Origin of the sequence: Acinetobacter proteolyticus (assembly GCF_000367945.1) — a bacterium.
GTDB classification, from domain to species: Bacteria; Pseudomonadota; Gammaproteobacteria; order Pseudomonadales; family Moraxellaceae; genus Acinetobacter; species Acinetobacter proteolyticus.
On sequence record NZ_KB849179.1, the window covers coordinates 2,776,743 to 2,802,414 of the forward strand.

Sequence of the window (25,672 nt, forward strand, 5' to 3'; positions counted from 1 at the left end):
ATCAGCACCGAAAAATGATTAAAAATAAAGCACCACAATGGAACAATAATAAGATGTCTTTTGCCAAGATTTATACACGAGGCTTATTGGGGCTACATGCCCCGCAAATTGAAGTTGAAGTCCACATCAGTTCCGGCTTGCCTTCACTCACAATTGTCGGTTTACCCGAAGCAGCAGTACGCGAAAGTAAAGATCGTGTCCGTTCAGCCATCATTAATAGCGGTTTTCAGTTTCCAACCAAGCGCTTAACCATTAATTTAGCACCTGCAGATCTCCCTAAGGATGGTTCACGACTCGACCTCCCAATTGCCTTAGGTATCTTGATTGCCTCTGGACAACTTCCTGAAAATAGTACTGAAGGTTTTGAATTTATTGGGGAACTTGCATTAGATGGTCATTTACGCCCGATTTCAGGAGCCTTAACCATTGCGATGGCCTGCCAACAGGCACAACATCGCTTATTACTGCCGACCGCAAATTTAGATGAAGCCAATCAGTTGCCAGAATTTGAAGTCTATGCAGCCAATCATCTACAAGCGGTTTGTGCACATTTTTCGGGCAATTCCCAGATTCCAGCTGCACCACAAAGAACAACCACAGCCGCCTCCTATTATCAATTTGATCTTGCCGATGTAAAAGGACAACTCCGCCCGCGTCGTGCTTTGGAAATTGCTGCCGCAGGCGGGCACTCTTTATTATTTAAAGGGCCGCCTGGTACTGGAAAGACCCTGTTGGCTTCACGGCTACCCTCTATTTTGCCCCCGCTCAATGCAGGTGAGAATCTTGAAGTCGCCAGTATTTACTCGGTTGCCAATGCACCACATACTTTTGGACAACGACCCTTCCGAGCGCCGCACCATACCGCATCTGCAATTGCCTTGGTGGGTGGTGGTTCTCAACCTAAACCTGGCGAAATCACCTTAGCGCATTTAGGGGTTCTATTTTTGGATGAATTACCCGAATTTGATCGCAAGGTGCTTGAAGTACTGCGCCAACCACTGGAATCCAAAGAGATTGTGATTTCACGTGCTGCACGACAAATGACGTTCCCTGCAAACTTTCAGTTTATTGCAGCAATGAACCCCTGCCCATGTGGTTATGCCTTTAATCAGGATAGCCGTTGCCAATGTTCGCCAGACAGCATTCAACGTTATCAAAACCGAATTTCAGGGCCTTTATTAGACCGTATTGATTTGCACATTGATGTGCCACCCTTACAGGCACAAGAATTACAGGATCGAAGCCCAACCGAAAACTCTGAAACGGTACGACAACGCGTCATCCATGCCTATGAAAAACAGATCCAAAGACAACGGTGTTTAAATCAGGCGCTCTCTCCCAAATTATTGGAACAGCATGCTTTGTTAGATGACAGCTCGACCAAAATTATTGAAATGGCACAACAGCGGCTCAACCTTTCTGCGCGTGCCTATCATCGAGTCTTAAGAGTGGCTCGAACCATTGCAGATTTAGCCGAAAGTGAACTCATCTGTAGCAGTCATATCACTGAAGCCTTGTCCTATCGCGGTCAGCAAAGTTAAAAAAGCGACCTTAAGGTCGCTTTTTATGACTCAGGCTCAGTTAGAAGGCATAACCTAAAGCTAGGACCACTTTATTCTTTTGTTTGGTTTCATCACGGGTGTAACCACCAAAAATATAATCCAGACTCCACGTTGCGCCGGTATTGCCCAATGGGTGCGATAAACCTAGCGTTGCATGACGGAAGGCAAAATCAGTTTTGGTCACATCGCCAGCTTTGGCTTGATAAGCCAAATATTCATCGTCGTCGCCATAATAATAGGCTGCAACTTGCGCTTTACCGGTAAAGCCCCCTGCCAGTTTTGGTGCATAGGTCGCCAAGAAATAGGTATCACCCTTGTTTCCGAAGGTGACGTTATTTAATAAAGTCTGTGCGGTAATGCTGAAATCTTTATAACTGAGCCCCAAGATGGTTTCATAACCTGTCGATTCCCAACCTGGATAATAGTAATAAATCGTTCCCCCAATTTGATAACCAAGATCTTCGGTAATTTTGCCTTTATAGCCCGCATAAAAATCGTTTTCGAAGGATTTTTTCTCTTCCTTCACATCAGTAGGCGAAGTATTAAAATCAGCATAGGCTGCGGTTAAAGTCGAAAACCAATACCCCAAATAAAAGCCACTGTCATGACTATAATCCAGCCCACCTTGAACTGCCGGCGTATCACTTTCTGGTGAGTTGGTCATCCCACGTAAATTGTAGCTTGATACCACATTTACATTTCCCGTAACGGTACCGGGAAAAGGTAGTTTGCTCTCCTCAGCCAAACTTAATGTTGATGCTGTGGTCAGCATTCCCAGTACAGCAGCCTTGCATGCAAATTTCATCATATTGGTCTCCCCCTATATTTTAGATACTCAATTGATTTTTAAGCTTTAAATTGCATCAAAAGCTATTTAGCAAATGCTGTGCCAAACTCAAATAAAAAATAAACACCAATAAAATCAATACTTAGAAAAACATAAGCTGAGTCCTTTAGTTTATAACGACATTTGAACTGTAAATCTTGCAACCAAAATGGGCTATTGATGCTCGACATAGCGCACAAAAAGCACTGTTTTAGCCAAGCAAAGAACTTTCATTCATTCAAACCTTTATTTTTAATATGGATAAAAAAACAACAAAACTAAGCAAATGATGTTTTCATTATTCGGTTAGATTCTTATTTAAAACACTGCATAAAGCTTATACAACAAGATTATTTTTTTCCTCAGATTGGCTGATTTTTATGATTGATCAAACCGCCCTGCTGACTTTAGGACTCTTTGCCTTCTGTGGTGGTCTGATCGATGCCGCAGTAGGTGGTGGAGGTTTAATCCAAATTCCAGCGCTGTTACATGCTTTGCCTCAGCACAATATTGCAACTGTTTTTGGCACCAACAAATTAGCGGTTTGGGCTGGAACCACCGCCTCATTTTTTAGATATGTTCATAAAATTACTTTTGTCTGGAAGCTACTAATTCCCACCATGCTTGCGGCATTTATATGTGCATTTGCGGGTGCAATGACAACAGCCCATGTTCCAAAGCAGCTCATGAGCCATGTGGTTTTCTATTTACTCATCCTGATGGCCATCTATACTTTTTTAAAGAAAGACTTAGGTGCGCGCAGTACCTATGTGAGATGCGGGCCTAAAGAAATCTCCCTTGGCATCCTTTTTGGCGGGTTGATTGGCTTCTATGATGGTGTTTTTGGGCCAGGCAGCGGTAGTTTCCTGCTTTTTCTGTTTGTAAAGGTTTTCGGTTTTGATTTTCTCAATGCCTCTGCATCGGCCAAAATCGTGAATATTGGCACTTTTAGTTCAGCACTTTTATTTTTTATTCCTACAGGTCATGTGTTATGGCAAATCGGTTTAATCGTTGCCTTCTGCAATGTACTGGGTTCCTTCGTTGGTGTTTTTCTGGCACTACGCTATGGCAGCCAATTTATCCGATGGTTTTTTCTGATCCTACTTGTTTTTCTCATTCTAAGAATGGGATTGTCTCTCTTTTAAAGACATCATAAAAAGTAGACCGTGGCTCTCTTCATCCAGTATCCTACCTAGACGATAAAAATAAAAAAGCCAGTATGATGACTGGCTTTTATGTTGCTTTGACAGACCGAAACTTAGAAAGCTTTGGTTAAGGTAAATACTGCGCCGGTTTCTGTACCACGTTTATACGGTTGGAAATCTGCATCAATATTAGTGCCTACCGCAGCAAGCTCAGCGGTTAAACCCGATACTGATTTAACGCTATAAGTCACACCCACTTTCCAATCAACATAGTTGTCATCTTCACCACCTGTATCGCTAAAGTCGTAGTTATCCACTTTGGTATAACCGACACTCGCAACACCACCAAATCCTGTATCTGCAAAAGGAATGTTATAAGTGGCATTGACATACCAACCATTTTCATCAGTACCAGCAAAATCATTGGTATAGTTCAAACTACCCAATAGACTATCACCAGATGCCAAGACATTTTTAAAGCCTAATTTTGCATAGAGTTCTAACCAGTTCAGATCAGATGCACTTGGATAGCCGTAATACCATAAACCTACATCTAAAGTTGGCTTACCAGCAAATGGAAGTTCAGTCGCATAACCCACATATGGATCTAACTCCAAATGTGGATCTGGAGCGCCAAAGTTAACGTTTGAACCCCATACGCCTGCATATAAACCAGATGAATGCGTTAATGCAAAACCACCTTGCACCGCAGGATCACTTTGAGTTTGAGTAATACCACGATAACGATAATCTGTCGTTAAAGCAGCGGTTCCAGAAAAGCTAAGGCCATATTGAGATAATGTATTTGTTTCTTCCGCCATAGCAAAAGTCGAAGTCACTGCACAAATACTCAACGCGATCGCTTTACATGCAAATTTCATCATATTGATTTCCCCCATGATGGATATTCGACTGATTTATGTTTTAAATTGCATCGCAAAATAAATAGCAATTGCTGTGCCAACTTTAGAAAAAGTGTGTCAACTCTCGATTCCGTTCTATAAAAGTGCCGATATAACAACATCAATGCCTCCGAATTGCGCTTTATCAGGAAATCTTTTTATTTTTTGACCGATTTCAAGGCAACAGAAATTTTCAGTACTTTTTTCGCACAAAAAAGAGGCATGCCCATAAAAACAAAATCATTCGAAATGCTTAAAAGATCGGCGTTATGCCGTAAAAAATAACAATGTTCTATAAAGGTGCATTAACAAAAAACTTAAATCAGGCTGAAGCGCTGTAACTATTGGATTGGTCAGTCACTGTCATTCGTCGGGATGTCATTTTTTGCAAATCGACTCGATTATTTTTTAAACAAAGAAAAAATAACTCTTTCAATAAAAAGAAAAAATACAGCAATAAATCACATATTTTTATAAAAACAAACCGCAAAATATTGCGTCTATTTTGCATCCAAAATAAAATAAATTATAAAATAAAATCATATGCTTAAATTTAATTTGATGATTTTTTAAACGAGAAACAAATCATAAAATTTTATAAGTATTTTATTTAATAATAATTAAATTATTTTAATAAAAATCTATCTTTTTTACGCATAACTTATACAATTGGTCAAAATTTCGGTCTTATCCCAAATTTACTTTTTTTAATGAGGCGAGCTATGCCAAAGGCAAATAAACTTACTTTAGCGGTTTTGATTAATGCCGCGTTAATTACCTCAACATATGCAAGCGAACAAAGCGAAGCAAAAGGACTTGTTGAAGATGCCAAAGGGGATATTTTATTCCGTACTGGTTATTTAAATCGTGACAAAAAGAATGGTGTCAAAGACACAAGCTCATATGCTCAAACGGCAATGGTGAAACTGGAAACTGGTTTTACTCAAGGTTTAGTTGGCTTTGGTGCAGGTGTTATTGGTGACGGCTCTTTTAAATTAGGCTCAAACAATAACTCGGGCAATGGTATGATTCCGAAGCATCCAGACGGCTCAGCTTATGATCACTGGGCACGTGGTGGCGGTTTTGTAAAAGCACGTATTTCAAATACAACCGTAACTTATGGTACCCAAGTTTTAGATATCCCTGTCTTAGCAAGTAATACCACGCGTTTGGTTCCTGAATACTTTGAAGGTGTATTAGCAACTAGCCGTGAAATTGATGGTTTAGAGTTAACTGCGGGTAAATTCACCAAGGATCAGTATTCAGATCAAATCAATACTGACGGCCGTCGTCTTGATCGTGCTGTGGTTTGGGGTGCGAAATACAAATTTGATGATAACTTGAGCGCATCTTATTTTGGCTTAGATAGCAAAGATAAACTTGATCGTCATTATGTGAATGCCAACTATAGACAACCATTGAATCAAGGCAGTGCTCTTACTTATGATTTGAGCGCTTACCACACCAAATGGGATGAAAAAGGCAGTACGTATTCAAGTACAACTGATGATTTGTCTAATCGCAAGAATACCATTTGGGCACTTTCTACGACCTATAACACAGGTCCACACAGTGTGATGTTGGCTTACCAACAAAACAATGGCAATACTGGTTATGACTATGGTGAGAATGCAGATGGTGCACAAAGTATCTATTTGCCAAACTCTTACCTGTCTGACTTCATTGGTAACAGTGAAAAATCTGCACAGCTTCAATATAACGTTGATTTTGGTAGCTATGGCGTTCCAGGTTTAAGCTGGACCACTGCGTATGTTTACGGTTGGGACATCAAAGTTAAGAACTTGACTGACAATGCCAAAGAACGTGAATTCTTTAACCAAGTGAAATACACTGTTCAATCTGGTTTTGCCAAAGATGCAAGCTTACGCTTACGTCATTCTTACTACCGTGCAAGCGATGAATATCAAACTAATGCCTACATTGGTGATACCAATGAATGGCGTATCTGGCTTGATATTCCTGTGAAATTATTCTAATTCACAGTTCATCAAGTTAAAAAAACCTCCATCCAATTGAATGGAGGTTTTTTTATGATCAGCCACTAAACGAATAGGAGCTGATCACACCGACTAAAATTATTTTTTAGCTGCTTCAATCGCTTTTAGTACTTCTGCTTTCGCAACATCCGCACCTTCCCAGCCACTGATTTTTACCCACTTACCAGGCTCTAAATCTTTATAGTGAGCAAAGAAATGCTCAACTTGGCTGATCAATAACGGGGGAAGATCCGTATATTCTTGAACATCTTTATAAAGCGGAGATAATTTTTCGTGTGGAACAGCGATCAATTTCGCATCGATACCACCGTCATCTTCCATTTTCAATTTACCGACTGGACGGCAACGAATCACAGAACCCGCAGCAACTGGATGTGGAGTTACAACAAGCACGTCTAATGGGTCACCATCTTCAGACAATGTATTTGGTACATAACCGTAGTTTGCTGGGTAGAACATTGCTGTACCCATGAAACGGTCTACAAATAACGCATCTGAATCTTTATCGATTTCATATTTGATTGGCGCTGCATTTGCAGGAATTTCGATAATGACATAGATGTCATTTGGTGCGTCTTTACCCGCAGGAATATTGCTATAACTCATATCAACACTCGTTTATATTGTGAAGTCAGATGTAAATCGGACAGATTATAACGTGAATACAATGAAAATGATGCTAGATATACACCAAGCTGGCGAATTTTCTATCTAGCAGCGCTTAAGTCATTTTGATGGTAATCACGAACAGTAAAATTGGACAAAGCAGAGAGAAAAACCAGATGATTGAACGTAATGTCGCAAGATTGGCTAAATAGCAAATGCCATAAATAACGCGAAATACAATATAGGCCCAGCCCAGGGTCAGAATAAAGCGTTCTGGTACCACCATATATTCAGCCATCAAGATCGCAGCAATAAACAAAGGTAAGCTTTCAAAACTGTTTTGCTGTACTGCATTGGCGCGTGCCGACAAACCGGTGGTTTTGGCGAGAAACTCACGTGGGTTCCGATTATCTTTTGCTTGAAAACCACCTTTTGATTTCGCAATCAAGGTAAATACATACGGCAACAAACATGCGACTATAATCATCAATATAATGCCGCTAATACCTTGCATGCTGAGATCCATCATTTGAAGTTCTTCTGATCATGCTATCATAATCTATAATTTATTGAACTTTCATTTGTGCTTGTTCAACAAGCGTTTCTTTTACACCGCGTTTTTGTGTAAAAGTTGTGTTTTTTCATACAGTTTTAAGGTCAATCTATGCAGCAACAAGATCAAAAAGAAATGTTTGATGTTCTGGCACAGCAACGACAACATCAGCTTTTGGTTGATCGTGTATTGAAAGTCGTGCTTCCAATCATGGCATTTTTACTCAGTGTGATTTGTGCAAATCTGAATTGGCAGTCGACCTTGGGTACTTTTGTGATCCTCAGCATTGCCTTTTATGCGGTCGGTATTTACCGTTTGACCCTGTGGCACTGGCTCGCAGTGATTGTGCTGTATGCAGTTGCTGATAATTATTTTAGCTTTAATGGCATTGATCCAACCCGTTTACGTTTCCAACTGGCAACTATGGTGGTGTTTGTCGGTATTGTAGGCATAGGTCGTCCTTATATCGATCGCTGGTTAATGAAATCAAATCGTACTAAATAAATCCAAATAAAAAAGCGCCGCAATTGCGGCGCTTTTTTATTTGGATTTATGCTTAAGCGGGTTTACGTAAATCTTTACGTAAGATTTTACCTACGTTAGATTTCGGTAATTCTTCCATAAACTCAACATAACGTGGGCACTTGTAACCTGTTAGGTTTTGTTTTGCATAAACAATAATTTCTTCAGTGGTTAAAGATGGATCTTTTTTCACGATGAATAATTTTGGCACTTCACCTGATTTTTCATCAGGTACACCAATCGCAGCCACTTCCAATACTTTTGGATGTTTGGCAATGACTTCTTCAATTTCGCTTGGGTAAACGTTAAAACCAGACACCAAGATCATGTCTTTCTTACGGTCAACAATCTTCACATAACCACGTGAATCCATCACACCGATATCACCAGTGCGGAAGTAATTGTCAGCCGTCATCACTTTCGCAGTTTCATCTGGACGGTTCCAATAACCCTTCATCACTTGTGGGCCACGGATCGAGATTTCGCCTTGTTCACCCAATGCAACTTCGTTACCGTCATCATCCAAAATCGCAACTTCGGTTAATGGCAATGGAATACCAATGGTGCCACTGAATTCAGTTGTTGCAGGTGGATTCGCTGTTGCAACTGGAGACGTTTCAGATAAGCCATAACCTTCGATAATGGTTGTGCCTGTGATCTTTTTCCATGCTGCTGCAGTCGATGGCAATACTGCCATACCACCACCCATCGCCATCTTCAGATTGCTATGGTCAAGCTGTTTGAATTCTTCATTATTCACCAAAGCATTAAACAAGGTGTTTACGGCTGGGAAGAATGAAGGTTGATATTTACGTAATTCACCTACAACTGCTGGTAAGTCACGCGGATTTGGGATCAAGATATTGGCTTGACCTTTATACATACCGTAAAGCGCACACACCATGAATGCAAAGATGTGATACAGCGGTAATGCACAAACGATGCGATCACCTTTAGCACTATCAGAAGCACCAAATTTACTTGAGAAAATCGCTTCACACTGCAGTAAGTTCGCGACAAGGTTACGATGCGTCAATTCAGCACCTTTAGAAACACCTGTGGTGCCACCCGTATATTGCAGTACTGCAGTATCGCTTAAAGTTAAGCTTGGACGTTTATAATTGCTTGGATTGGCTTTATTTAATGCAGCATTAAATTTGGTATGGCCTGGGATATTCCATGCAGGAATTTGCTTACGTACTTTACGTAAAACAAAGTTGACCAGTGTCCCTTTTAAGGTACCTAACATATCACCCACAGAAGCCACCACAACATGCTTCACAGGTGTTTTACCAATAATGCTTTGATAAACGCTGGCAAAGTTTTCAATGATCACCAACGCTTCAGCACCAGAGTCATTCAATTGATGCTCAAGCTCACGCGCTGTATACAGTGGGTTCACGTTTACAAGCACTAAACCTGCACGGAACACACCTAAAGCCACCACTGGATATTGGAAAACGTTCGGCATCATCACCGCAACACGTGTTCCTTTTGCTAAACCTAAGCTTTGTAAATAAGCAGCGAATTTACGGCTAGCGACTTCTAATTCATTAAATGTTAAAACTTTATCCATGAAGATAAAGGCATCGCGTGAACCAAATTTTTGGAAATTGCGTTCAAAAATATCAACAAGTGAGGTGTTTTCAGCAGGCAGTTCAACTGTTTCTGGAATTCCTGTCTTTTGGTATTCAGCAAACCAAATCTTTTCCATAATGCCATTATCTCCGAGTGGTAATCCTTAAAAATGTAACAACGTTACGTCCATGACAAAACATTTTTTTTAACTTTTTGAATTGCCCTGTCAATCTATTCAAACAATATGAATACATTGCCATATATAACGTATTTGTATCACAGAATACTAGCCTTATCTCTGAATGAAGAGTCTATTTGCTTTTTGATATCCACGTGGTAAAAGTTGCCCCTTTGTTGCTCTTTTTCCTAGATATTTTTGGAGATCGTCCCCTTTCAGTTTTAGATGCTGTTGTCCTGCAGCGACTTGGATTATTTCATCTAAACTCAGGGTTGTCATGGATAAAATTTGCTCTTTTTCATCAAGTTGTATCAACTTGTTACCTTTACCTTTATTCAGAACAGGAAGTTCTGCTAAATCAATAATCAGTAAACGCCCTGATGAACTGAGGATCGCAACATGGGTTGCTTGCTGAATTGGCAGCAATGGTAAAGCCGTTCCTTTATCTGCAACCGTCAAGAATGCCTTACCAGCTTTGGCATTGGTATCCAATTGTGCAGCTTGGGTTTTAAAGCCATAACCTTTAGAACTGACCGCAAGTAATTCATTATTATCGTCATCAATAAAGACTTGGATAAATGAAACACCACTGGCTGGAGACAGTTTTGAACTAAGCGGTTCACCTAAGCCACGCGCTGACGGTAAGCTACTAATTGGCAAGGCATAACTACGCCCTGTTTCATCCAAGAAGTACACCCGCTGATTGGTTTTACCCACAGCATGACTTAAATACTGGTCGCCCGCTCGGAAGTTGAGATTAGCAGCATCCACTTCTGCACCCTTGGCAGCGCGGACCCAACCTGCTTCCGATAGCACCACGGTCACCGCTTCGGCTGGCATCAAATCTTGTTCTTTAATCTGAACCGCATCTGCACGGGCAACGATTGGTGAACGGCGATCATCACCGAACTTTTTCGCGTCTTCTTTTAACTCGCCGATAATAAGATTTTTCAATGATTCAGGATTTGCCAATTGCTCACGAATAATGGCAGCTTTGGCTTCCAGTTCTTCTTGCTCACGGCGAATTTCCATTTCTTCAAGTTTGGCTAAATGGCGAAGCTTGAGTTCTAAAATGGCTTCGGCTTGAATTTCATCAATACCAAAATGCTGCATCAATACAGGTTTTGGCTGGTCTTCTTCACGAATAATCCGAATCACGGTATCAATATCTAAGTAGGCAATTAAAAGACCTGCCAAGATATGTAAACGCTTTTCAATTTTGGTTAAATGATATTGCAAACGACGGGTCACGGTTTGCTTACGAATCTCAATCCACTCGAGAAGAATACGGCGAATCGATTTCACCTGTGGGCGGCCGTCGGCCCCAATCATGTTCAGGTTGACACGGTAGCTAGATTCTAAATCTGTAGTGGCAAATAAGTGACTCATCACTGTTTCAGCATCGACACGATTAGAACGCAGCACAATCACCAAACGGGTGGGATTGGCATGATCGGATTCATCACGAACATCACTGACCAAAGGCAATTTCTTGGCAATCATCTGGTCTGCGATCTGGGTAATCACTTTGGAACCCGAAACCTGATAAGGCAGTTCAGTAATCACAATCTCATTTTTGTCGACCGTATACACGGCACGCATACGATAACTACCACGGCCTGTGGTTTGAATTTTCAGTAATTCTTCAGGCGGCGTAATAATTTCTGCTTTGGTCGGTAAATCTGGTGCAGGAATATATTCTGCTAATTTTTCATCTGTGGTTTCAGGGTTACGAATCAGCGCAATCGTGCCTTTCACCACTTCACGCAAGTTATGCGGCGGGATATCGGTTGCCATCCCCACCGCAATCCCCGTCGTACCGTTCAGCAAGATATTCGGCACACGTGCAGGCAGCGTGATGGGTTCTTTCATTGAACCGTCAAAGTTATCCTGCCATTCGCTGGTGCCCTGCCCGAGTTCGCTCAGCAATAATTCACTATAAGCCGAAAGTTTAGCTTCGGTATAACGCATGGCCGCAAATGATTTTGGATCATCTGGCGAACCCCAGTTGCCCTGACCTTCAACCAGTGGATAGCGATAGCTAAATGGCTGTGCCATCAACACCATCGCTTCATAACAGGCTGAGTCACCATGTGGATGGTATTTACCCAATACGTCACCCACGGTACGTGCCGATTTTTTCGGTTTGCCTGTCGATTTCAAGCCGAGCTCGCTCATCGCATAGACAATACGGCGCTGTACAGGCTTTAAACCATCACTGATATGGGGCAATGCACGATCCATAATCACGTACATGGCATAGTTCAAGTAAGCCTGCTCAGTGAATTCGGCTACGGAACGGTTTTCTGTTGCATGATGTGCAAGGCTGGTCATTTCAGCGAGTCATCCAAAATCATTTATTATCGTCAATGTTTTGTATGCTATGTGGATGAAGGCGTTGTGACAAGCCCTTGTTGTTGTTTAAACGTCAAATGGTGTCTTGTTAAGCTTAATGCAACATATTCAATAGAATTTCTGATGCTGGAAACCAGCCATTTTTCTCCGCCTTTTTTAACCACTCTCTAGCGACTTCGTCATCTTTCTCAACATAAAGTCCCTTTAAATAAAAAAGACCCAAGCTAAACTGAGATGCTGCAATTGCGTGATTGGCTGCGGCAGAATAAAACTCAAAGGCTATTTTTAAATTTTTTGCAACGCCAGTGCCATTTTCATATTTATCTGCAAGATTATTAATCGCAGGCGGAAACTGCTGCTGTACGGCTTTCTCATAATATTTTAATGCAAGATCAATATCCAAATGTTCATCTTCATTCGAACCTGAATAGTAAACACCTAACAGATATAAAGCCGCAGCATTACCTTGTTCAGCAAGTGCCTCAAGCTCTTCAGTATAAATCATATCATTTTCATTATAGATGGGTTGCGCCATCCAAGTTGAAGCCCAATTATATTCAGCAACAAGTGATTGATTATAAGTAGCAGCAATCCATAACCAATTTCTACCCAACAAGAGATTCTGAACGGCCCCATTGCGCCCTAGACAATAATTAAGTCCTGTTTTTATTTGCTCACTTACATCTAACTCCATCACTTCAGGAGCCATTTCTTGCACAGATAAAAGATTCATTTTTAATTTAATAATCGTATAAAAGTGATCATATTTAAGACCAATAATTCTAAGTAGGCATTAAACCTGCAATAAACTAAATTGCAGGTATGCTTTCCAATCAATGCTCATCTGTGGAAGAAGCAGATTCTGCATCATCCTCTTTATAGATAAATTTCGGCATTTCCAGACCAAAATAAATCGCGATTAAACGTAAAGTAAAACCAAATACCAGCGTCAAAATAACGGTGAGATCGTGTGGTAAACCGACTTCCAAACACACCCAATAACAAATCACGGCCACAAAAGAAATACTGGCATACAACTCACGACGGAACACCAAAGGTACGTCATTACACAGAATATCGCGCAGAATACCACCCGACACTCCGGTTAATACTCCTGCGACTGCAGACACCACAAAACCATGTCCCATCGATAAGGCAATCTGGCAACCAATGATGGTAAAGCCGATTAACCCCAAGGCATCGAGGACCAAGAAGATGTTACGCAGATGGCGCATCCATTTGGCAATAATAATGGTGACAAAGGCAGCGATACAGGTCAGCACCAAATATTCAGGATGTTTGACCCAGGTTAAAGGATAATGCCCGAGCAGCACATCACGTACTGAGCCACCACCCAATGCTGTTACGCAGGCAATCAGCACCACACCAAACCAGTCCATACTGCGTCGACCCGCTGACAGTGCGCCCGTCATTGCTTCCGCAGTAATGGCAATAATATAAATTACGGTGAGTAACATCTGCCTACATCCCTAAATCAGGCGTAAAAGTGTGCGCTATTCTAAGACAAACTTAGATGAATTGTGCACAACATTGTTTAAATTTTTTCCCCGAGCCACAAATGCAGGGTTGTTTCATGGTGATCTGCAGATCCAGCGTCGGATCAAGGAAATACCACTGCTGTTGGTGTAATACAAAATGTGAAATCTCATGATGAATATGCGCTTGCTTGCCATCATGATAATGTGCCTTGAACTCAACCAGCGCATGGGTTTTATCCAGCTTGGGCTGATGTTGCACCACGTCCAGTTTGAGCCATTGATTCGATTGACTCCAGTCTGCAATCGCAGCTCGATCTAAAGCGGCTTGTTGGCCCAAAGCGGTGGTTTGCAGAATATAGTCGATCTGCTGCAAGGCAAAGGCACTATAACGCGAGCGCATCAATTGCTCTGCAGTTTGCGCGACCTGCTGTTTTAAATGTAAGGGCTGACAGCACTCAGCATATTGCCCCTGTCCGCAAGGACAGTGTTGTGACAACGTCATTTTCAACTCTCGAATAAAATAGCCCTGAACCAGACCATTGCGAAACAAAGGTCAAACTCAGGGCTATTCGGGAACGACTAAATTATTTCTCTACCGTTTTTTCTTTCGCAAGAATGCGCACTTTTTCAATCTTGTGCCCATCCATGGTGACCACTTCAAAACGATAGCCATCGACTTCAATCATGTCACCATTTTCAGGTAAACGACCCAAATGGAATAAGATATAGCCCGACAAAGTGGAGTATTCTTCGCTTTCATCGACCAAATCTTTGCCCAATAACAAAGAAACATGACGAATATCGGTTGAACCTTCTAACAACATCGAACCGTCATCCAGACTTTCCGCGGTTGCTTCCAATTCATCTTCATCAGGGAATTCACCTGCAATCGCTTCTAGCATATCAATCGGCGTGGCAATCCCCTCAATCGAACCATATTCATTCAATACGATTGCCATTTGTAACGGTGCTTGACGTAACTGTTCCATCACCATCAGGACTTGTGCATTCTCATGCACAATCACAGGTTCACGTAAGTGCTTAGTGAAATCAATCGCACCTGTTTCGATATATTCATTCAACACTTTATGAGTTAACACAATCCCTTCGATATTGTCTAACTCACCACGGGCAATGATCAAACGAGAATGGGTCATTGCCATTAAACGTTCTTTTAACTCAGCAGGATCATCATCCAAATCTAACCACTCCAACTCAGGACGTGGTGTCATCACCGACTTGACTGGACGCTCAGATAAACCCAATACCCCTTGAACCAAGACGCTATGATATACCCCATTGTCTTCATCAAAGACTTCTTTGGCATAGGCCTGTGTCGCCAACACATCTTCAGCTTCCTTATTCTGACTTTCATTACCATTGCTCTTATTGCCGAGCATACGCAGTACGGCAGAAGCGGTACGGTAACGCAGATCAGTCGTGGTGACCAATTTCTCTTGGTTACGGCGCATGGTTTGGTTGACCATTTCCACCAACACTGAGAAACCAATCGCAGCATATAAATAACCTTTTGGAATATGGAAACCAAAGCCTTCGACCACCAATGAGAAACCAATCATCATCAGGAAGCCAAGACACAGAATCACCACGGTTGGATGCTTATTGACGAAATCCATCAATGGGCGAGAAGCCAGTAACATGATACCAATCGCAATGGTTACCGCGATCATCATCACCGAAAGCTCTTTCACCATCCCCACTGCAGTGATCACACTGTCGAGCGAGAATACCGCATCGAGGACGACAATCTGTACCACCACCATCCAGAACACAGCATGCACTGGATTTTCTTCTTTATGTGCTTGTTTTCCTTCAATTCGTTCATGCAGTTCCATGGTGCCTTTAAATAACAAGAACACACCACCAAACAGTAGAATCAAGTCACGTCCAGAAAATGGATGATCAAAAATATGGAACAATGGCGTGGTTAATGTCACCACCCATGCGATCGAGGCCAACAAGATCAAACGCATGATCAGGGCGAGAATCAAACCAATTTTACGCGCAGCATTACGTTGTTCGGGTGGTAATTTTTCTGCCAAAATTGCAATAAAAACAAGGTTATCAATACCCAATACAATTTCAAGCACCACCAAGGTGGCTAAACCAACCCATGCAGCTGGATCTGACATCCATTCCAGAATCATTGAGGTGACTCCTCTGCAAAATCAGCAATATTGTTATGAAGTTGAGATTTTAAAAGGTCGGCACAAACAGCCAAAACATTTTTTTTAGGAAATAAGAACAATACGGAGCGACAACAACCACTACTCATAGAGGGACAAAGATTAATAAAAGGATTTTCAGTATAGGCAAGATTGCAGTGAAATTCATCTTTTTTTGTGTTGAGGATGTTTTCAAATTCTTTCGAGGCTCGACAAAAGCCCATTGTATGTAAAGTGTGCATAAAACTGTCACAAACCTGATTTAGCCTAGACAAGCACAGCGAAAATGATAAGGTGAAAATAAACGAATGAATAGTGTATTAAGAATGACAGAGAAAAAAAGCATTAACCCAACTCCCATTACCACCCAATCTCTGATTGCCTTATATTGCGGTTCGCGTACAGGCAACAAACCGATTTATCGAGATAAAGCCATTGAACTTGCCCAGCATATTGCCAATCAAGGCTTTGGTATTGTTTACGGCGGCGCCAGTATTGGTCTGATGGGCCAAGTTGCAGATACTGTACTGGAACATAGTGGCGAAGTGGTCGGTGTGATTCCAGAATTTATGCTGGATTATGAAATTGCCCACCATAAACTGACCGAACTCCATATCGTCAACAGCATGCATGAACGTAAAGCCCTGATGGCCGAGCGTGCCAGTGCCTTTATTGCTCTACCAGGTGGCTTGGGCACATTTGAAGAAATTCTGGAAATTGCCACTTGGGGACAGCTCAATCAGCATCAGAAACCCATGATCATTTATAACGTCAATCGTTTTTATGATGCCCTGATTGCACAGCTTGATCATGCGGTAGAAGAAGGCTTTTTACCACCACAGCATCGCGCCAAAGTGATTATTTGTGAAACACTGGAACAGATTTCAAGTGTGATTAAAAACTTAAATACACCTAGCCATATCGAAGTCTAAAACTGCCCAATATAAAAAAAAGCGGATCACATCGATCCGCTTTTTTTATATTGAGAACTTATTGCATATTCACTTGATAGACAGCAGTTGAGCCACTGACTTCATTTCCCACCACCAGTAAAGGCTTGCCATTTGGTGAGTCTTTTGCCGTAATGAAAATCAAACCTTCAGGTCCTAAATCGCCCTGTTTTTCAGCATCGGTTTCAACAAAATTACGTGTCGTAAAATATTCAATAAACTTCGGTTTATTCGGTGTGGTGATGTCATACACCATCACTCCACTCATTCGCTCCAAACCAATAAAAGCAAAAGTTTTCTGACCAATCGTGCCGATAGCAATACCCTCAGGCTCAGGACCTTTATTATCACTACGGTCATCAAAGGCCACTGCTTCGTGGTCACTATTAAAATAGTTCGGGAATAATTCAGCGGTTTTCTTTTCAAACTCGCTGCCAGAGTCCCAAACCAACTGTCCTTGAGTATTCCAGATACTGAATGAACGCGCACCATAAGCATAGAGCTTGTCATAAGTGAGCAAACCATTGGCATCCAGTTTGGCTGAACCATCGGCATTGGTTTGATATCCCATGTTCCATGCAATATTGAGACGACCCAATGCTGCATCATCACGGCATGCACCCGCAGTCGTCGCAGTGGCGCCACAATATGCAAAGGTCACTGGATTGAGTTTTGCCCCTTTCACCCCTGCAGCCAGTTGCTGTAAATGTGCTGGATAATCGCCATCCTGATTAAAGCCTTTGCTGTTAAACAGATGCTTCATTCGGATATTTTCAACAAAACCTTTACTGGCATCGCCCGCATAATAGGCTTTGGAATCCTTCAACCATTCACGGCTATCACCTTCATTGGCAGTGACCAGATAGGTTTGACCGTTGGCTTGATAATTGGCAATCGAGTCTGGTTGATACATCCCGACCAAGCCAGCCCATGTTTTGATATCAATCTTCTTGTCTTTATCACTGACATCTAGTTCATTGCCAATTTGCCCATGATCTTTATAGCCCAATGGATAAATATCCGTCACTTTCTGCTGTGTAATATCGATCCGAGCAATCGCATTATTTTCCTGCAATGTCACCCAAGCCGTTTTGCTATCTGCAGAAATGGTTATATATTCAGGTTCTAGATCCTGAGCCACACTCGCATTTGGCCCAAAAATACGTACCCCTTTGGCGATTAAATCCGTCTTTTGCGTATTCCATGCCTTAAAATCCGCGACACTGGCTTTGGGTTGTTGAATATTGCTGATATCAATAATGCTGACTGAACCTTCAGGATCAACCGAATAGTCATCGTTTGGCTCACCTTCATTGGCCACCAAAACAGTTTTGCCATCAGGACTAAAAGTCAACATATCGGGCAATGAACCCACAGCAACTTTACTAATAAAACTCAAGTCCTTGGCATTAAAAAACACCACGATCCCTGTATCGGTTTTCTTCTCGGCTTGAACTGCAATTGCAACAATGCCATTTTTAACTGCAACGCTGTTCACTTCCGAGTTGGCTAAATAGGTACGGGCAGAAAGTTCTGCAACATGCACAGGCTTTTCAGGTTTAGATGCATCTAAAACATCGACGAGCCCCTTCTGGGCATTAACCACAAAAAGACGTTTGCTTGCAGCATCATAAGCGGGAATTTCAGCAGCACTTTTGGCAAAAACATTGGTTTCATAGTGCCCTAATAAGCTTAACTTAATCGTTTCAGGGGTTGTTTCAACTACTTCTGCTGGCGTGTTTGTTTTATTATTGTCGTTATCATCATTACACGCCACTAACCCCACCGACAGTAACGCTGTCAGTAATACTGAAATCTTAAATTTCATGATCAAATTCCATACAATTTATTCTGTATGGCTAATCTAGTCGTTGGTGATGCAAGTTCGATGACACTTTAATGTCAGTTTCATGACCACTCTTTGACAATTTTAGGCTTTATTTCACACACAGTTGCATTAAACTAAAACTGCCTTTTTATCCATCATGGCTCATGACAACGACAACACATCAAGCGGTACAGCCTGAATTCCGAATGTTGGTGCTCTTGGTCTCGATTGGCTTTTTTATGCAAGCCTTGGACACTACCATCGTCAACACGGCAATTCCTGCCATGGCAGTACAACTCAATGAAAATCCCCTGCAAATGCATGGCGTCATTGTGGCCTATGTGCTGTCGGTTGCGGCCTGTATTCCGCTCAGTGGCTGGTTAGCCGATCGTTTTGGCATCCGTAATATTTATCTGAGTTCCATGGTGATTTTCAGCTTGGCCTCGCTGGGCTGTGGCTTGTCACAAAACCTAGAACAATTATTATTTTTCCGGGTTATTCAAGGTGTTGGCGGTGCCTTGCTGATGCCCGTGGGCCGTTTGGCACTGTTAAAACTGATTCCACGCTCACAGTTCCTTTCTGCAATGAGCCTGATGAGCCTTGCAGGCTTAGTTGGCCCGTTAATGGGGCCGACTTTGGGTGGTTGGCTCGTCGAAGTGACGACTTGGCACTGGATCTTTTTAATTAATATTCCGATGGGAATCTTAGGAATGATCATGACCTTCAAAGTCATGCCGAACCAAAAAGAGCCAAGCGTCAAATCTTTCGATTTAAGCGGTTTTATTCTATTGATGGTGGCCATGGTGGGCTTGTCTTTAGGCATTGAGAATATTGCTGCATCGCAATATTCCCGCTGGATCAGCGTGGTGTTATTGATTTCGGGACTGTTGGCAGCCACCGCTTATGCCTACCATGCGCATACGCATCAAAATGCTCTGTTTCATGGTCGCTTATTTCGCTACAAAATCTTTTCAATCGGCGTACTGGGCAATTTCTTTGCCCGTCTCGGCAGTAATGCGATTCCCTTCATTTTACCGCTGATGTTGCAAGTCGCTTTTGGCTTTGAACCTTTCTATACCGGTTTAATGATGATTCCAATGGTACTCGGTTCATTATTCTCCAAACCGATTATTCGCCCCTTGATTCAACGGGTCGGTTATCGTCGTTTTCTACTCACCAATACCGTTTTGGTCGGTCTATGCATCGCCAGTTTTTCACTGATGACCGCCGCAACACCTTTATGGTTGAAAGTTCTGCACCTGTTTATCTTTGGTACGTTGAACTCGTTGCAATTTGTTGGCATGAATACACTGACTTTGAAAGACTTAGCACAACAGGATGCCAGTAGTGGCAATAGCTTCTTGTCGATGATTATGATGCTTTCAATGAGTATCGGGGTGGCCTTGGCCGGAACGTTAATCAATCTGTTTGGGCAACAGTTTTCCAGTGCCTCAATTAGCACCGCCTTCCACGCGACTCTGATTACCCTCGGCTGTATTAATATCATTACCGCCTTGGTGTTCTGGCAAATTCCCAAACAAACCACAGATTAAATTTACGGACCTAAAGTTCGTCATCCAATAAACAAAATAAGGAAAAATAAAATGATCGTTCCACAGCATTGGGCAGAAGCTAAAACAAAAACCAAGATTGCAGGGCGACAATACACCATTAAACGCTTTGGTTGGTCAGATCAAAACATTGAAGCAGCACAATCACATGCTGAGCAACGTGTTGCCGAGGCAATTGAAAGGATCAAGGCTGGTGAAAATATTCGAAGAATCGACCATAAAGTTCCCTACAATGGTGCCGAAGGCGTACCAATCAGAGAACAGATTATTGCTCAGCATGACGATGTCATTATCACGCGAAATTCCTACGGCGCATTATGCTTAAATACCCCAGATGTGTTATTTGCAGATATCGATTTCGAATACACACCTCGATTTAGACTGTATCTATTGGCTTTTTTATTGTTAATGCTGCTCGCAAGTATTGGGGCTGTTTACTTAGGTTCATGGATGATCTTGGGAGTCGGAGTGATTGTTTCCCTCATCTTGACAGGGCTTGTTGGTAAAGGATTGTTCTATTTACAAAGCAAGTTGTTTGGAACACCAGAACAGCGTGCATTTGCATCAATTCAAGATTTCTCTCAACAATACCCCACATGGCATTTACGCGTTTATCTCACGCCAAAAGGTTATCGTGTTTTGGCAATGCATCAAACCTTTGAACCTAAAAGTGATGAAGCTCAATTATTATTCAATGCCATTCATGCGGATTCTAACTACGTCCGAATGTGTAAAAATCAAAATTGTTTCCGAGCCAGAATCAGCCCAAAGCCTTGGCGAATTGGTGTGAATCGCTTAGCGCTAGGCGTTTGGCCAGTGAGTGAAGCACGTTTAGCGATCCGTGAAAACTGGGTTCGAGACTATCAGAAACAAGCCGAGAACTATGCATCATGCAAATTTGTGGCACAATTAGGCAGTCAGGTCACCCACATCAAGGCGAAGCGAGTACAATCGCTACATGACCAATACTGTCAATCTGACACTCGCTTAGACATCGCATAACACAATCGATATGGCAAAAAAATCTGCAAAATTTCCATCGACACAACATTATCCGACTTACGCCAGTATCGGTTTAGCGCTCATGCTGGGTGTAGTTAGCTACTTTGGCTTGTTCTATCAACAGAAAGCCTCGGCACAGGATTATGCCATTCGCGGCTTTGATGTATCCCACCATCAAGGTGAGATTAACTGGAAAAAAATCTCGCCGATGCAATATCAATTCGTCTATCTCAAAGCAACCGAAGGCGGTGATTTTAAAGATCGTAACTTTCAGGAAAACTGGCTCAGAGCACGTGAACGTGGCCTGCATGTCGGTGCTTACCATTTTTATCGGCTGTGTCGTGATGGCGCCATACAAGCCGAAAATTTTATTGCGACCGTTCCCAAAAAAGCCGATGCTCTACCGCCTGTGATTGATTTGGAATATGACAGTAACTGCATTAACGCCTATACCAAAGAACAATTACTGAAAGAAATTCAGGTCATGCATGACCAACTGCAACAGCATTATGGCAAACAACCGATTTTTTATATTTCTAAAAGCTTTTATCACATTGTGTTGATGGGGAACTTTAACAACACTCCATTATGGGTCAGAGACTATGAAGGTAAACCCGAGCTCAAAGATGGTCGACAATGGCTGTTTTGGCAGCATAGCAGCCAAGGCAAAATCGACGGCATTCCCAAAGCCGTGGATTTAAATGTCTATGCCCAATCCCCAAAACAATGGCGCTTTTTTCTGAAAGCACAAGGCATTGAAGATGCCAAATGAGTTACGCAAAATCATCCATATCGACATGGATGCCTTTTATGCCTCAGTCGAGCTCAAAGACCGCCCAGAGCTAAAAGATTTACCAGTGGTAATTTCCTCTCATCATCCGAGAGCCGTCATTGCCGCAGCGTCTTATCCTGCCCGTGTTTTTGGACTCCGTTCTGCCATGTCGATGGGACAAGCCAAAAAACTCTGTCCACAGGTCATCGTGATCGAACCCAATTTTGAAAAATACCGCGAAGTTTCAGCGCAAATTCATCAGATTTTTCAGCAATACACCCCCTTGATTGAACCGCTGTCTTTAGATGAAGCCTATCTGGATGTCACTGAGAACTTAAAGAATATCGCCAGTGCCACCGAAGTCGCAGCACAAATCCGTGCTGATATTTTTGCGGTCACAGGACTAACCGCCTCTGCGGGCGTAGCACCAAATAAGTTCTTGGCGAAAATTGCCTCGGATTGGAACAAACCCAATGGTTTATTTGTGATTAAACCGAATCAGGTACTACGTTTTATTCAAGATTTAGCCTTGAATAAAATTCCCGGGGTGGGCAAAGTCACTCAAGAACGGCTACAGCAACTGAATTTACATACCTTGGGCGATCTGCAAAAAATCGACGAAAATGTACTGATTCATCATTTTGGTAAATACGGCAAACAGCTGTATTTATATGCGCAAGGCATTGATCATCGACCAGTCAAAGCAGAACGGGAACGCCAGCAGATTTCCAAGGAAATTACTTTTGACGATGATTACACCCTTGCTCAATGCAGCCATGCGTGGCAGCCCTTGACCGAACAAGTCTGGCGCAGTTTAAATAAAAAACAGCTAACGGCTCGCGGTGTGACCGTCAAACTCAAGCTTAAAAATTTCCAAGTTTTACAGCACAGTAAGAGCTTTAAACAGGCGCTGCAATCGCAACAGGATTTAGCTCAAGTACTGTTACAACTGCTGGATGAAATGCATATTGACCCAGAACTCCAATTCCGTCTGGTCGGCGTCGGGGTATATCAGTTACAGGCGCTAGAAGAAGAATCACAACTTTCTTTGTGGTAGTGCTGATTTTTTACACAAAAGCACAATCCGTACTGAAAATTATGTTTGCTTTTTATCCAGTTTTCAGTACTCTTAGCAACGCAGTAACATTATCCTTGTTATTTGCTTTGCTAAAGAAAACCTCACTTTTAGCATCTGCTCCTGTGGTTGGCGTGACGATCAAATCCGAAGATTACAGGGCACTTTAGGTCTTCTTTTTCTATCCTCTTCCTGCTATCAAAAAATCAATATTTTCCACTACGCACCGTCATAACTTCAGTTAAACTCGGCAGATAAAACTAGAAAATTCTGTATGTATATGCCTTATGAAGCAAAAACAAATTCTCTGTGTTGAAGATGAAGCCGCCATCGTCCTGCCGCTACGTTATGCGCTTGAGCGTGAAGGCTGGTCAGTCAGTTGGGCCAATACTGGCACACAAGCATTACAATTACTGGTGCAACAATCTTTTGACTTTATTATTTTAGATGTCGGACTACCGGATTTGAACGGCTTTGAAGTCTGCAAACAACTGCGCCAGAAAGATCAAACACCATTGTTATTTTTAACAGCCCGTGATGATGAAATTGATCGAGTGGTAGGTCTCGAAATTGGAGCGGATGATTATTGCAGCAAACCCTTTAGCGCACGCGAAATTGTGGCCAGAATCAAAGCGATTTGGCGCAGAATGGAAGCGCAAGCTCAGCCTGTTACAACCTCTGTAGCAACGACGAAAACTGAAGTTATTGTGCAATCGGCAATCTGGTCATGTCACCCGCAATCCTTGCAGATTTATTATCATCAACAAGCGCTACAATTGACTCGCTATGAATACCGCTTGTTATTTTTACTGATTCAGCATCCAGAACAGGTGTTTAGCCGCCAACAACTGATGGATCATATTTGGGAACATCCTGAACATAGTTTGGAACGTACTGTCGATACGCATATTAAAAGTTTAAGGCAAAAGCTCAAACAGATTACCCCAGATGATGACCCAATTCGTACCCATCGTGGCTTTGGCTATAGCTTGATGAAGTTGAGCTAAAATATGTCCATTTTCGTCCGTATCTGGTTTTTCTTTAACTTGGTGGTGGTACTCAGTCTAGGCTTTATCGCCTACACCCTGACCCAACAAGTCAAACCCAATGTACGGCAAGTGGTTGAAGATACCCTCGCTGAAAACGCCAATATCATTGCTCAACTGATTGCGGAAGATGTCTATCAACATCAGGTGGATACCCCAGAATTTGACCAAAAAATTCAGGCAGCGTTATCCCGTCAACTGAATGCCACCATTTGGCAGCATCGCAAAGAACAGATTAACCAGCAACTGTACATTACCGATCCCAAAGGCATCGTGATTTATGATTCTGAAGGGCAAGCCGTTGGGCAAGACTATTCCAAATGGAATGATGTCTACTTAACACTGCGTGGCAAATACGGCGCACGTTCGACAGCAACCAATCCCGATGACCGCAATAGCAGTGTCATGCATATTGCAGCACCGATTATTTATCAACAGCAATTGCTCGGTGTGGTCAGTATTGGTAAACCCAATCAGTCGGTACAACCCTATATTGAGCGCGCTGAACAGCAACTGATTTATCAAGCTCTCTGGATTGCAGCACTCAGTCTGCTTTTGGCCAGTATGGTGGCCTATTGGCTCAGACATAGCATTGATCGTGTACGACGCTATGCACAGGCATTGGCACCAGTGAATCAAGCGCCCTTCTTCTATTCCGCCAAAGAACTCAATCAGGTGACTCAGGCACTGAGTGAGATGCGGGAAAAACTAGAAGACCGTGGTTATGTGGAAAACTATGTCAATACATTGACCCATGAACTCAAAAGCCCCCTCACCGCGATTCAAGCCAGCGCTGAATTGCTACAGGATGATCTACCACTGACCGATCAGCAACAATTTGCGCTGCATATTGTTGAACAAAGCCAGCGGTTGCAATCCTTGATTGAACGGATGTTGTTATTAACACGACTCGAAAAAAATCAGCATGTTTTAGAGTTTCAATCGGTCGATCTGAATCACCTGATTCAACAATGCTTTCAGCAACAGCAAAGTGCGCTACAACTGAAACAAATCCAAACACAACTTGATCTCCCCAAACACGGCTTAATCCATGCCGATCCATTTTGGCTGAAACAAGCGCTGAATAACCTCTTGGACAACGCCAGAGATTTCTGCCCGCCACAAGGAAAAATTGCGGTTCAAGTTCAGCAAGACCCGAGCCATCACAGCATCACTTTGCTGTTTTTTAATGAGGGCGATGCGATTCCTGAATACGCCTTAAACCGTGTATTCGAGACCTATTTTTCTCTACCGCGTCCGCATAATCAGCAACGCAGTACCGGCATTGGGCTCAGTATCGTCAAGCAGATTATCCAGCAGCACCATGGTCAGATTAGCATCCAGAATATTGAAGCGAATCGCCTCGACTTCTTAGCAACCCATCAATCTGGTGTGCTCTTAACCCTCATTCTTCACACAAACTTCACTTAAGCTTCAAACTGAACTCATCCGAAGCGCATCTCGCATAGAGATACTGGTCATATCCTAATGACCATGG

At 42.3% G+C, this 25,672-nt stretch carries 23 protein-coding genes; 11 read left to right on the forward strand and 12 right to left on the reverse strand.

Annotated features, from left to right (window positions below; translation table 11 throughout):
* Window positions 1-53 precede the first annotated feature (53 nt).
* Window positions 54-1,541, forward strand: a complete 1,488-nt coding sequence (locus F993_RS04170) for a YifB family Mg chelatase-like AAA ATPase (protein ID WP_004656381.1) — start codon at window positions 54-56, stop codon at window positions 1,539-1,541.
* Window positions 1,542-1,581: 40 nt separating this feature from the next.
* Here the strand turns inward: F993_RS04170 and F993_RS04165 are convergent, their stop codons facing one another.
* Window positions 1,582-2,370: a TorF family putative porin gene (locus F993_RS04165; RefSeq protein WP_004656383.1), complete on the reverse strand. Its 789-nt coding sequence runs from the start codon at window positions 2,368-2,370 to the stop codon at window positions 1,582-1,584.
* Between the two features lie 398 nt (window positions 2,371-2,768).
* On the opposite strand from F993_RS04165, the gene F993_RS04160 reads away from it, so the two are divergent.
* Window positions 2,769-3,533 carry a sulfite exporter TauE/SafE family protein gene (locus F993_RS04160; protein WP_004656384.1) on the forward strand — a complete coding sequence of 255 codons (765 nt, stop codon included), beginning with the start codon at window positions 2,769-2,771 and terminating at the stop codon, window positions 3,531-3,533.
* Between the two features lie 113 nt (window positions 3,534-3,646).
* On the opposite strand, the gene F993_RS04155 is transcribed toward F993_RS04160, so the two are convergent.
* Entirely contained in the window at window positions 3,647-4,417 is a 771-nt protein-coding gene (locus F993_RS04155; protein ID WP_004656385.1) for a TorF family putative porin, read from the reverse strand.
* Window positions 4,418-5,157: 740 nt separating this feature from the next.
* Between F993_RS04155 and F993_RS04150 the strand changes: the two genes are divergently transcribed.
* A complete protein-coding gene (locus F993_RS04150) occupies window positions 5,158-6,432 on the forward strand; it encodes an OprD family outer membrane porin (RefSeq protein ID WP_004656387.1) in 1,275 nt (424 codons plus the stop codon).
* A gap of 99 nt (window positions 6,433-6,531) precedes the next feature.
* On the opposite strand, the gene ppa is transcribed toward F993_RS04150, so the two are convergent.
* Both ppa and F993_RS04140 read right to left on the reverse strand, forming a co-directional pair.
* The gene (gene ppa / locus F993_RS04145; RefSeq protein WP_004656389.1) at window positions 6,532-7,059 is read right to left on the reverse strand and encodes an inorganic diphosphatase; all 528 of its coding nucleotides are present in this window, start codon (window positions 7,057-7,059) and stop codon (window positions 6,532-6,534) included.
* Window positions 7,060-7,174: 115 nt separating this feature from the next.
* A complete protein-coding gene (locus F993_RS04140; protein ID WP_004656391.1) occupies window positions 7,175-7,573 on the reverse strand; it encodes an MAPEG family protein in 399 nt (132 codons plus the stop codon).
* A gap of 150 nt (window positions 7,574-7,723) precedes the next feature.
* On the opposite strand from F993_RS04140, the gene F993_RS04135 reads away from it, so the two are divergent.
* Window positions 7,724-8,116 carry a hypothetical protein gene (locus F993_RS04135; RefSeq protein ID WP_004656392.1) on the forward strand — a complete coding sequence of 131 codons (393 nt, stop codon included), beginning with the start codon at window positions 7,724-7,726 and terminating at the stop codon, window positions 8,114-8,116.
* A gap of 52 nt (window positions 8,117-8,168) precedes the next feature.
* Here F993_RS04135 and F993_RS04130 read toward each other — a convergent pair whose 3' ends face one another.
* From F993_RS04130 to F993_RS0119790, 7 genes are all read right to left on the reverse strand, one after another.
* Window positions 8,169-9,848, reverse strand: a complete 1,680-nt coding sequence (locus F993_RS04130; protein ID WP_004656394.1) for a long-chain-fatty-acid--CoA ligase — start codon at window positions 9,846-9,848, stop codon at window positions 8,169-8,171.
* 156 nt (window positions 9,849-10,004) lie between these two features.
* Window positions 10,005-12,224 (reverse strand): DNA topoisomerase IV subunit A, encoded by a 2,220-nt coding sequence (gene parC / locus F993_RS04125; RefSeq protein WP_004656396.1) that lies wholly within the window; start codon window positions 12,222-12,224, stop codon window positions 10,005-10,007.
* A 115-nt stretch (window positions 12,225-12,339) separates the two neighbouring features.
* Window positions 12,340-12,978: a tetratricopeptide repeat protein gene (locus F993_RS04120; RefSeq protein WP_004656397.1), complete on the reverse strand. Its 639-nt coding sequence runs from the start codon at window positions 12,976-12,978 to the stop codon at window positions 12,340-12,342.
* A 100-nt stretch (window positions 12,979-13,078) separates the two neighbouring features.
* Window positions 13,079-13,723, reverse strand: a complete 645-nt coding sequence (locus F993_RS04115) for a trimeric intracellular cation channel family protein (RefSeq protein ID WP_004656399.1) — start codon at window positions 13,721-13,723, stop codon at window positions 13,079-13,081.
* Window positions 13,724-13,775: 52 nt separating this feature from the next.
* Window positions 13,776-14,246 (reverse strand): YchJ family protein, encoded by a 471-nt coding sequence (locus F993_RS04110; RefSeq protein WP_004656402.1) that lies wholly within the window; start codon window positions 14,244-14,246, stop codon window positions 13,776-13,778.
* Window positions 14,247-14,328: 82 nt separating this feature from the next.
* On the reverse strand, window positions 14,329-15,912 hold the full coding sequence (locus tag F993_RS04105; protein WP_004656404.1) for a TerC family protein: 1,584 nt from the start codon (window positions 15,910-15,912) through the stop codon (window positions 14,329-14,331).
* Window positions 15,909-16,172 carry a hypothetical protein gene (locus F993_RS0119790; protein ID WP_228254119.1) on the reverse strand — a complete coding sequence of 88 codons (264 nt, stop codon included), beginning with the start codon at window positions 16,170-16,172 and terminating at the stop codon, window positions 15,909-15,911. The genes F993_RS04105 and F993_RS0119790 overlap by 4 nt, the downstream gene beginning before the upstream one ends.
* A 66-nt stretch (window positions 16,173-16,238) precedes the next feature.
* On the opposite strand from F993_RS0119790, the gene F993_RS04100 reads away from it, so the two are divergent.
* On the forward strand, window positions 16,239-16,862 hold the full coding sequence (locus tag F993_RS04100; protein WP_004656405.1) for an LOG family protein: 624 nt from the start codon (window positions 16,239-16,241) through the stop codon (window positions 16,860-16,862).
* A gap of 58 nt (window positions 16,863-16,920) precedes the next feature.
* On the opposite strand, the gene F993_RS04095 is transcribed toward F993_RS04100, so the two are convergent.
* Window positions 16,921-18,708: a choice-of-anchor I family protein gene (locus tag F993_RS04095; protein ID WP_004656407.1), complete on the reverse strand. Its 1,788-nt coding sequence runs from the start codon at window positions 18,706-18,708 to the stop codon at window positions 16,921-16,923.
* 164 nt (window positions 18,709-18,872) lie between these two features.
* On the opposite strand from F993_RS04095, the gene mdtD reads away from it, so the two are divergent.
* The 6 genes from mdtD (at window position 18,873) to creC (ending at window position 25,605) form a co-directional block, all read left to right on the forward strand.
* Entirely contained in the window at window positions 18,873-20,261 is a 1,389-nt protein-coding gene (gene mdtD / locus F993_RS04090) for a multidrug transporter subunit MdtD (RefSeq protein WP_004656409.1), read from the forward strand.
* A 51-nt stretch (window positions 20,262-20,312) separates the two neighbouring features.
* On the forward strand, window positions 20,313-21,281 hold the full coding sequence (locus tag F993_RS04085; protein WP_004656411.1) for a hypothetical protein: 969 nt from the start codon (window positions 20,313-20,315) through the stop codon (window positions 21,279-21,281).
* Between the two features lie 10 nt (window positions 21,282-21,291).
* Window positions 21,292-22,053, forward strand: a complete 762-nt coding sequence (locus tag F993_RS04080) for a glycoside hydrolase family 25 protein (protein WP_004656413.1) — start codon at window positions 21,292-21,294, stop codon at window positions 22,051-22,053.
* Entirely contained in the window at window positions 22,043-23,110 is a 1,068-nt protein-coding gene (gene dinB / locus F993_RS04075; protein WP_004656415.1) for a DNA polymerase IV, read from the forward strand. Before F993_RS04080 ends, dinB begins: the two co-directional genes overlap by 11 nt.
* Before the next feature lie 305 nt (window positions 23,111-23,415).
* On the forward strand, window positions 23,416-24,135 hold the full coding sequence (creB, locus tag F993_RS04070; protein WP_004656417.1) for a two-component system response regulator CreB: 720 nt from the start codon (window positions 23,416-23,418) through the stop codon (window positions 24,133-24,135).
* Window positions 24,136-24,138: 3 nt separating this feature from the next.
* A complete protein-coding gene (creC, locus tag F993_RS04065) occupies window positions 24,139-25,605 on the forward strand; it encodes a two-component system sensor histidine kinase CreC (protein ID WP_004656419.1) in 1,467 nt (488 codons plus the stop codon).
* Window positions 25,606-25,672: the final 67 nt, after the last annotated feature.